Source organism: Bacteroidota bacterium, from assembly GCA_016183775.1.
Taxonomy (GTDB): domain Bacteria; phylum Bacteroidota; class Bacteroidia; order JABDFU01; family JABDFU01; genus JABDFU01.
Genome location: JACPDY010000164.1, coordinates 1 through 10,675 on the forward strand (window position 1 = coordinate 1; position 10,675 = coordinate 10,675).

General features: G+C 39.5%; 5 protein-coding genes. 2 read left to right on the forward strand and 3 right to left on the reverse strand.

Features of this window, described 5'->3' with window-relative positions; genetic code table 11:
• Window positions 1-318: 318 nt before the first annotated feature.
• Window positions 319-1,998 (reverse strand): hypothetical protein, encoded by a 1,680-nt coding sequence (locus HYU69_17525; GenBank protein MBI2272144.1) that lies wholly within the window; start codon window positions 1,996-1,998, stop codon window positions 319-321.
• Between the two features lie 7 nt (window positions 1,999-2,005).
• Window positions 2,006-5,221: a tetratricopeptide repeat protein gene (locus tag HYU69_17530; protein MBI2272145.1), complete on the reverse strand. Its 3,216-nt coding sequence runs from the start codon at window positions 5,219-5,221 to the stop codon at window positions 2,006-2,008.
• A 161-nt stretch (window positions 5,222-5,382) separates the two neighbouring features.
• Between HYU69_17530 and HYU69_17535 the strand changes: the two genes are divergently transcribed.
• Together HYU69_17535 and HYU69_17540 are read left to right on the forward strand one after the other, a co-directional pair.
• Window positions 5,383-6,072 carry an ATP-binding cassette domain-containing protein gene (locus tag HYU69_17535; protein MBI2272146.1) on the forward strand — a complete coding sequence of 230 codons (690 nt, stop codon included), beginning with the start codon at window positions 5,383-5,385 and terminating at the stop codon, window positions 6,070-6,072.
• 98 nt (window positions 6,073-6,170) lie between these two features.
• A complete protein-coding gene (locus tag HYU69_17540) occupies window positions 6,171-9,371 on the forward strand; it encodes a SpoIIE family protein phosphatase (protein ID MBI2272147.1) in 3,201 nt (1,066 codons plus the stop codon).
• A gap of 44 nt (window positions 9,372-9,415) precedes the next feature.
• Here the strand turns inward: HYU69_17540 and HYU69_17545 are convergent, their stop codons facing one another.
• Window positions 9,416-10,189 (reverse strand): T9SS type A sorting domain-containing protein, encoded by a 774-nt coding sequence (locus tag HYU69_17545; protein MBI2272148.1) that lies wholly within the window; start codon window positions 10,187-10,189, stop codon window positions 9,416-9,418.
• Window positions 10,190-10,675 lie beyond the last annotated feature (486 nt).

Here is a 10,675-nt window from a genome sequence, read left to right on the forward strand (position 1 = left end):
AGCTGGGATAATTCCTTCACACTCTCTTTGATGTGTATTGTTTTTGCGAATGACATATTGTTATATTTATAGTTTAGTCCAAAAATAATAAAAAAAATCTATTCTGCAAATATTGGACTGAATTTTATTTATAATTGGTATTAATTACAGATGTAAGAAATTATGGTTTTTTGTTAATAGCTTGGGAGACAATTGCTGCGGGTATTTAAAGCTATACTTGCAAATCAAAATTTCACCTAGTTGCAGTGGCAATAAATAGTGAATAATGACACTCTGTAAGAAGAAATAAAAAAGAGAATCTTTTAGTGAAGGATCTTATTAAAACGTGACTGCCAAACCTCCCAACAACAGGAATCGTTGAGTCGGATAATTATTCCAGCGGTAATAGCGGAACGCGGCGATATTGTTGAAATTAATAAACAGCGTGAAAAGTTTGGAATATTTATATTCAGCACCCAGGTTGATATCTGCCAGCCCCTTTAATTCTTTTATAACCAATACGTGTTTGCTGTCGAACGTCCTGGCCAATTGTTTGCCTATTACAAATATATCTCCTTTTACAACTATTTTGTTGCGCAGGTTGTAATGGGCCGATAAGGTGATCTGCATTTCCGGCTTGTACCAGGCCCGCTTTTCTGTTGCCATATCGTAATGAAAATAATCGCCTTTTGCCATGAGTTTCAGCTTTTCAGTTTTCTGGTAACCCAGTTCTCCGTGAATGTTTAAATAGGTGGTGTTATCGTATATTACACCGAATTTATTTTTAAGCAGGTCGCTTTCGTCTGTTACAAACAAGGGCATATTATTTATTTTCGAGTATGTTGCCCTTATGTTGTAAGATGTATTCGCTTCAATAGTTCCGCGCAAACCGCCATATACTTCAATTTTTCGATCGGTATTGAGTAATTGAGCAGTGGGGGAGACGAAGGGATTAATATCACTTAGCACCTTGTAGCTGTTCCTGTCCAGCCCTCCGCCAATTCCGGCATAAGGTATGATAAGATCATCCACTATATTAAAGTTGAAATCAATGTTGGGATAAAATAAAAATTTAGAACTCCCGGCAAAATCACCCACAGCGGTAAGTCCTATATTCACTCTCCATTTGTTGCCTGCAAAAGCCACCGAAGGGGCAAGCTTTACTATAGTGTTCATAACAGTATCTATGCTGCTGCGGGTATTGTAAAAATCAACCGATGATCCAACCGTGATCAACTGTTTGTCATAGTATCCTTTCACGATGGCTTCGGCCATCACATTGTTTTCGTTGACCTTGTATAGATCCAATAGATTATAATACTTCAGCCGCAGGTCGTAGTTAAGGTGTGACGAGTCGGTGTGATGGCTCAGCAGCTGCAATTTCGGACTTATGAATGAAAATCGCTGGCGGATAAGATCATTGTCATTAATGGTATTGGCTTTAATGTCATAACCATAGTAATGAACAACATTCCGGGAATAATCAAGATCGGCGAACAAGGTTTGTTTTTTGAAAAATTTTTTACCGTACAGATTGGCTTCGTTATCGCTATATCCACTGTATCCATAATCTTTTAATGTAGCGTACGATGATAAATGTTTTACATGTACACCATATACATAATCTTTGGAACGGAGGCTGTTATAGAAGGCTTCTCCATATGGGGTAGTGTAGTTCCCGAATCCAAGCTTCACAAATGAATTATACAAACGTGTCAACGGCTCACCTACCATCCTGGCGGGCTTTATCGGGGCAAGTTCAAACACTGTAATTATAGGTTTTGGCGCTATGGTGTATGTTTGAGGAGGAATGCGAGGTGTTGAGTCGGTATAAGCAGGGTTGTCATTTATTTTAAATGCGTCAGCTATCGTAGGTTTGAATTGCTTTGTAACATTTATCTCCAATGAATCAAGCCCCTTTTGCGCGAAAGCATGAAGGGTTGGGAACGAACAACCAACAACCAACAACCAGGTTCTTATTGTTTGCACAATCATTTCCTTTTTCTTTATATTTTTCATTTTACTCTTACTTCGGTTGTTGATCCTTTTGTTGCTGAGGATCAGTAAACAATTGTTTATTTTTTTCAGTTGAATTTTCTTTGAATTCAATTTTTGGTTCTTCGGTTATTTTTGTTGTTTGCACAGCTTTTTCGGCTTCGGTTATTGCGTTCAGCTTATCCTGCGCCACTTTTACCAGATCAGGAAAATCGGAGCTTTCAATAACTGTTTTGAGGGTGTGTTTGGCCTGGAAGTTATCTTTCAGTGCTACATAGTTGTCGGAAAGCAATATCAGGGCCCTGGTCATCCACAGGGGATAGGCCGATTCGTTTTTTACCAGGTCGAAAACAGTTGCTTTTGATTCTTTGTATTCACCCCGTGCATATTGCAGGTAGGCGATGTTGTATTTCGCTTCGGCTTTCAGTTCACCCCTGGCAAGATTAGCTACAGCCTGGAATTCAGAATAGGCCAGCTCATTGTTTTTCAGTTCCATCGCACTTCTCGCTATAATTAAATGCGCTTCATTAATTACTTCAGCCGGCACTTTGTCGGTTGTAATGACTTTATTGGAACCAGTAATAGCGGCATCATAATTTTTCAGGTAATAGTTGCAGCGCATTTCACCTATGCGCGCATCCATGATGTTCCTGGGGTATTCGGCCACTTCTTCCAGTTTAATATACTGCCCCAGTGCATTCTGATAATTCTGTTGTTTGTAGTTAATTGCGGCGGCATTCACCAACGATTGTTCAGTATACACATTTTTATTCTTGTCAATAATGTAGTTGTATCCTCCCAAAGCGAGGTCAGGGTTGCCGGACCTGTAATCACATTCCGCTTTATAGAAATAAGCATCAAGAATAAATATTCCGTCAACGAAGCGTACAATGTATTTATTAAAATTCAGTGAAGCCTGTTTGCAATCGCCCTCCATATAGGCATTATGGGCAATGTTGTAAGCCGCCGAATCAAGCGATGAAGAGGGAATTGTGGCCGACACTTCCCTGAAGTATTTTTCAAGTCCATCAATGTCATTTTTAGCCACATATATTTTTTTAACAATAGGCAGGGCTTCTTCAGCCTCTTCCGACTTTCTGTCCTTACGTATTAATTTATCAAATACCTGCAGCGCCTTGTCGTCCTGTTTTTTATTGTAATAAATAAGACCAACTTGGTTCAGGGAGCGATTCACATAACTACAGCTCGGATGTTCATCGATCACTTTTTGATAATACACCAGTGATTGGTCGTACTCATTTTCCTGGAAATAAGTTTTACCAAGCTCGAATTTAGTAGCCGCTGTGTAAGTCGATTTTGGATAGTTGTTTGCAATTTTCAGCAAGTTGTCAATTTTCTTTTTATTCATTTTCAACAGTCCGAACGCCAGCGCTTGTTGATAGAGTGAATAATCCGCATTCATCGCTTTCATGCTTATCGCGCTTCCGTAACTATCGGCGGCACCGGAGTAATCCTTATTTATAAAATAGGTATCACCAATTCTGACATAGGCATCAGTTATTTTTTTAGCCGATAATTTATCAGTTGCATTATTGGTGGAGGTAACAAATTTCCGGAACGATAGATTGGCATTTGTATAATCTTTCATTTGAAAATAAGCGTAACCAATGCTGTAGTTGGCATTGCCATACTCCGGCATGCTAAAGGCTCCCGGTTTAAGAATAAATTCTTTGTAGTTATCAATAGCTTTTTCATAATCCTTTTTACGGTAAAAAGCTTCGCCTTTCCAGTAATATACCAGCGCGTTAATGCTTTTTTCCACAGGGTATTTGAATGCTTTTTCAAAATAGTTTATAGCGGAATCCATCTCCGCGTTATTAAAGAAGTCGATCGCCCTGTAATAGGCTATTTTCTGGTAAGCGGGTTTCATCTCTTCTTTCAGCGCCTTTATGTTTTCAATTGAACGAAGTGCTTCTTTGTAATTTCTTGTTGTCATAAATACATTTACCAGGTATGTATAACACTCATCAATACGTGGTGAATTGGGATAAAGGCGTATGTATTCCTGGAAAGCGCGAATGGACTCGCCAAATGGGTTAAAAGCCAGCTCATAGCTTAGTTTAGCGTAGCTGAACAACGCATTTTCCTTGATTCCAGGATCAAAGTTCAGTTTCGATGCGAAGCCAAACGCAGTGCGGGCACCTTGTTTGTTGTTCTTTCTTATATAACAATCAGCCAGGTGATAATAGGCATTCTGTGTAAGTGAATCTTTTTCATCCACCATCTCCTGGAAATAGGAAATAGCGTTATCACAATCATTGGTTTTGTAATACGCAAAGCCGAGTTGGTATTTATCCTGTCGGTTAATTGCGCCTGCCATTTTTTCGTATTGTTTTAAAAAAGGAATCGATTCAGCGAACTTTCCTGTACGGAAGTTGGCTTCACCAATTATACGCGCAATTTCGGGCTGGCGCTTGGTATTGCTTGTGTCACTCAGTAATGGGGTCGCGAATTTAATGGCATCTTCGTATTTGCCCTGTAAATAATAGATCTGTGTGATGTAATATGGAACAATGGGGCCGAAGTCGGCATTTTGTGTCAGTTTCAGAAATCCTTGCAAGGCGGTTTCGTAATTCTGCTGCGAGTAGGAGATGTGTGAGTAATAATAATTCGCCGGGTGAGTGTATTTGGTGTCTATATCCTTTATCTGGTAAAAATCGGCTTTGGCGTTCTCAATATTACTGGCAACATATTTACGAGGTGCATCCCCGGTATGGATCATTATAGGGTCGAGTTTTTCCACCTCGTCATTCTCACTCAGCTCAAAATAGCTGTACCCTCGTTTAAAGTATAGTTCCGCTTTCTCTTCGCCTGTAAGGTCATATACATCAACTGCCCAAAAATATTCAATTGCTGTTTTGAATTTCTTTTTACGGTAATTGTATTTCCCCAGGTTAAAATACGCTTTGCGCTTATGCGGACTTTCAGGATGCAGCGCTATAAATTGTTTAAGCAGTAGCTCTGCGTCTTTATTGAATAATTCGATCGCGCATATAGCCGCGTAGTATTCGGCATCGATTCTTACCAGCGAATTCGGATCCTTATACGACGTGATCGTTTTGTAAAAGTATTTTTGAGCAGCCCCATACTTCTGATTTTCATAAAGCTGTACTGCGGTTTTGTAATTTGCGTCTTCGTGAATAAACGCAGTGGTTTTTTGGGCGAACAGAAGCCCTGCCCCCCCCCAAACGGCTAAAATCAAAACAATACCACGCAACTTCACCATTAATATGAATAAAAAATGAATATCAAAAGTAGGCAGGCTTTAAACCCTAAAAGGAAGGCTTAAATATAAGTTATGAACTCAATGGTGTTGAAATTATTGCGGGCATTTTCAAAAAAACAAAGGCCGAAAAAAAAGCATTGCCATATCTTTGTTTCATCCAAATGGAACCGGCAACCATAATACAACTTAATAATGTTTCTATTTTCCAGGTGCATAACCTGGTGCTTAGCAAGGTTACTCTCAATATCGATAAAGGAGAGTTTGTTTACCTTGTAGGAAAAACAGGAAGCGGTAAAAGCAGTTTGTTAAAAACGTTATATGCCGATCTGCCTTTGACGCAGGGAGAAGGAAGAATAGCCGGATTTAACCTCAAAACCATTAAGCAAAAGGAAATACCTTACCTGCGCCGTAAGCTTGGCATTGTTTTCCAGGATTTTCAATTACTTACAGACCGTACGATCAATGATAACCTGTTATTTGTTTTAAGAGCAACGGGCTGGAAAAATAAACAGCAAATGCAGGAGCGCATACAAAGTGTTCTGGATAAAGTAGGGATTGCTACTAAAGGGCATAAAATGCCGCACGAATTATCCGGTGGTGAGCAGCAGCGTGTCGCTATTGCACGTGCTTTATTGAACAACCCCGAAGTGATCCTCGCTGATGAGCCAACCGGAAATCTTGATCCCGAAACATCCGAAGGAATTATTAAGCTCCTGCTTGAAATCAGCCGTACCGGCTGTGCTGTTATTATTGCTACGCACGATTTCATCATTTTCAAAAAATTCCCTTCCCGATCCATTCGTTGTGAGAACGGAGAGGTAATTGATGGTCATGTGCCCGTGATCGTCTGATCTTCCTTTATTTTCTCTTTATATTCGTTAGTTTTTCCGGTTTCTGAGGGCTTTGTTTTATAACACTTTTTTCATTTAAAATCTTACTTTTGTTTATAATGTTCCAAGGCCTTAAAAATAGTTTTGCAAGTCCCGCTTTAGTACTGCTGCTTTTTTTTATACTCCCGCGCACATATGCACAGCACCTGAACTTTGAGAACTTTACTTCAGAGCAGGGTTTATCTGATAAGCAGGTATTGTCAATTGGCCAGGACAGGCAGGGTTATATGCTATTTGGCACTTACAAGGGTGGTATTACGAGGTACAATGGATTGGGGTTTGAAAAAATAACGGATAAGGACGGATTGCCTTCTAACTTGGAATACAGCATCAGTGCTTTCAATGATGAGAATCTTATAATTGGTACTGATAAAGGTTTATCCATTTACAATGGTAAGAGGTTTAAAAATTATTCGGAAAATAACGGACTCCCCGATGAATCGGTATTCAATGTACTGGTCGATTCAAAGAAAACAGTGTGGATAGCTACGGGTAGAGGGGTGGGGATTTACAGCGAGAATAAATTTTCGTTGTTCGATACTGATACTGCACTTAATAATTCGATCGTATTTAATATTTACGAGGACAGCAAAAGCAATATTTGGTTTTGCACCGCGTATAATGGCTTATTCAGATATAATGGACAATCTGTTACGCGATATAATTCCCAAAATGGTTTGAATTGTGATGCTGTTTATTCGATCATTGAAGTTGCGCCGGATGTGTATTGGATATTGACTGAGAACAACCTCTTTGAACTCAAAAATGGTAAAGTCGAAAGGGTTGATATCAGGTCATTGAACGGCGGAGCTTATTATTATTGTTCGTTAAAGGATAAAAGAGACGGCTCTGTTTGGATAGGGACCGATCAGGGTGTTCTTAAATATTACAAAGGGAAATTCAGTTTGTATACTACAAAGAATGGCCTGGTGAATGATGTCATCTGGAAGATCTTCCAGGACAGGGAAAATAATTTATGGTTCGCTTCGAAAGAGAACGGTGTTTCTAAACTCTCTTCCGAACGTTTTTTATCCATCAGGAAGGGCCAGGGTTTGCCAAAGGATGAGATCAAAGGCATTCTTGTGAACGGCAGGAAACTTATTGTTTTAACACCTTCAGCTATTTCAGAATTGGAAAACTATAAAGTGACAAAAAACCTGATCCCGTCCGCCAAACTATTGCTTGGTGACCTCACTTCACTTGCTTTGGATAATAAAACCATTTGGCTAGCCTCTGAGTATGGAATGAAAAAAATGGTTGAAGGCAGGGTCGACACCCTTCCTACAGAAATGGAGAATAAAAACTTTATTAAATGTTACTCTGTAATAGTGGATTCGAAAAATACGATCTGGCTTGGTACGTTTGGCGGTCTCGCTACTTTAGTAAATGATAAAATTGTTCCTTACACAAGATTTGAACTAAACACTCCTGTTAAAACACTTCATGAAGACAAAAAAGGCCGTATATGGATAGGCACCAATTATGGACTGTACCTGTTAACAGAGAATATGCTGCAGCATTTTACTGTTAAAGAAGGTGTGCCTGAAAGAATAGTGCAGACTATTACAGAAGATAAAAATGGTGCCATTTACGTTGGAACCGATGCCGGGCTTTTTATTCGAAAAAGTAACGAACGGAGTTTCATCAAAATATCTGATAAGAACAGGCTTAGTTTAAATGACATTACATCCGTTGCTGTTGACAACAAAGGATACCTGTGGGCCGGCACCACAAATGGATTGAACAGAATAAAAATGGAGAATGATTCTGTTGCAGGCGTTAAGTATTATGGAGTTGTTGACGGTTTTACCGGTGAAAGCTGCACAGACGGTGTAATGCTGGTTGATTCCAGCGGGCATTTACTTGTCGGAACCAATAACGGGCTGATGATTTACCAACCCGAATTCGATTTTGATAACCGACAGGAGCCCCTTACCCAGATCACCGGTGTGAAAATTAATAATACCGAAAACGACTGGCGCTTTTATATGGATTCGGTTAAAGGAACGGACAGATCTAAACCGCTCGTTCTCTCATATGTCAAAAACAATTTTATTTTCAGCTTTATTGGAGTGAGTCTTACGGCTCCCGAAAAAGTAAAATATCAATATATGTTAGCGGGGTTTGATGAAAAGTACCGCTCAACAACTCAACCCCAGGTAGCTTATAATAATTTAGATCCGGGCACATATGAATTCCTGGTCAAGGCCTGTAACAACGACGGGTTGTGGAACAAAGAACCTGTGTCGTTTAAATTTGAGATAAAGCCGCCCTTCTATCAAACCTGGTGGTTCTATTCTATCTGTATTCTTATTGTCATAGGCGGTATTTTCTCCTATATCAAAATAAAGCGTTCGAACATTCAGATATTAAAACAACAGGCGATCATCCAAAGCAAGAACAGGGAACTGGAAAAGGCTAATGATGAGATTGCGCAATACAATAAAAATATCACCGACAGTATAACTTACGCCAAGCGTATACAGGAGGCGATACTCCCCGCTCATAAACGTATACGTCAGCATCTGAAAGATTTTTTCATCCTGTATAAGCCTAAAGATATTGTCAGCGGCGATTTCTATTGGTTCGATCATTTTAATCATAAAGCCATGATTGCGGCTGTCGATTGCACGGGACATGGTGTTCCGGGCGCATTGGTAAGTATGGTCGGGCATAACGGCTTAACACGCGTTATCAATGAGTTTGCGCTTACGCAGCCTGCAGCTATTTTGGATAAGTTGAATGAGTTGGTTGAAGAAACATTGCGCCAGAATGATAAAACCGCGGTAAAAGATGGTATGGACATGAGTATTGTTACTATTGATGATACCGCGAAGAAACTTCAGTTTGCCGGCGCTAATAATGGTGTATACCTCCTGCGTAAAAAAGGATTGAAGCTGATCGATAACTTTATTGAACTTAAACCCGTAATAACCGGAGAGAATTATAATCTCTTTGAAATAAAACCCGATAAACAACCTATCGGAAGCGAGTTGGAAAGCAGTAAAAAATTTACCAATCACATCATTGATGTGGAGCAAGGAGATTTTGTATACCTGTTCACCGATGGTTATGCCGATCAGTTCGGAGGCCCGAAAGGTAAAAAATTTCTGTACAAGCCTTTTAAACAACTGCTGCTGCAGGTTTGTGAGCTACCTATGTCGGATCAAAAAAAGGCAATAGCCAGTTCATTTAAAAACTGGAAGGGCAGCCTTGAGCAGGTGGATGATGTTTGTATTATCGGGATTAGGTTGGGGTAGATAAATCAGTTTAACAAGGGTACAATAACTAAAGTACAAACGCCTTACTCCTTCACCACCTTATTTGTAATTGTCCTTCCGGCAAACTGAATAGCTGCAAAATAAACACCTTCCGGGAGCTCTGAAATGTCGATCGTTTGCTTTAATAGTTTATCGGCAGTTACATTTTTCTCATAAACTATTTCTCCCAGTATATTCAGAATTGTAATTTTTGTTTTGTATGCATTCGTGGTGTTTAATTCAATGGTCAATAGGTCCGAAGTTGGGTTAGGGTATATTTTTACTCCATTATTACTTGTCAAGGCATAGATTCCTGTAGCTGTTATCGTTACTGTTGTATAATTATAACAACCGTTTTTGTCGGTAACGCTTACCGTATAGGTGCCGGGTGCCAGGCTGGAAACAGTGGATGTGCTGTACATTCCGGGCATCCACATATATGTGTATCCCGGAGTTCCCCCGGTTACTGTAGCGGTGGCTGTACTTCCGGCGGAACTAACGCTAATGGCAAGGTCGGTTGGTTCTGTAATGGTGGCTGTGCCTGTACAGGTAGCGCCTCCGGCACCTGCATCTGTCAACGTAAGTACATAAGTTCCTGCACACAGTGCTGTAATATTTTGTGTAGTGGCAAGATTTGACCATGCATATGTGTAGGGTCCTGTTCCGGTCGGGAAGCAATTAATTGTTCCGTTGCAATCACCAAAACACAGATTTCCGGATGATTTGGGCGCCAGTTGGGCGAAACACATTTGTTGTACTGTTTGGCTATAGCTATTTAAAGCAAGTAATAGTATGAATGCTGATAAGTGAAAGTTCATATATAATATCTATTTAAGATTTAAGCGTGGGTAAATGTATGTCAATAACAGGATATGTCGGTAGTTTCTCGGTTTGAATTAGGCATATATATTAATAATCCCAATAATAATGATAATTGTCAGGATTACTAATATTGAGCATGGATTTCCAAATTTTACAGTCCATCCTATTCCTAATTTTCTTCCCCAAATAAAAATTCGTTTATCTTCTTTATTACAATAAAACAATCCCCACTTCCACTTGTCGGGAGAAGTACGTTTCCACCATTCGTCATCTGAAAATTTATTATTTGACGTCCTCATTTCTTTCATTGCTAAGTTAATCTTTTGTTTCCATAATATTTTTAGAAGCCATCTCAAAAATGTTTTGTCATGATTAATACGCATGCAATCTGTACAAACCCTAAGTAATTCTGTGCTTTATACTCATTGCGAACCACACACTTTCTGTAATTTTGAATCCAAGCAAAAAGTCGTTCGATTTTC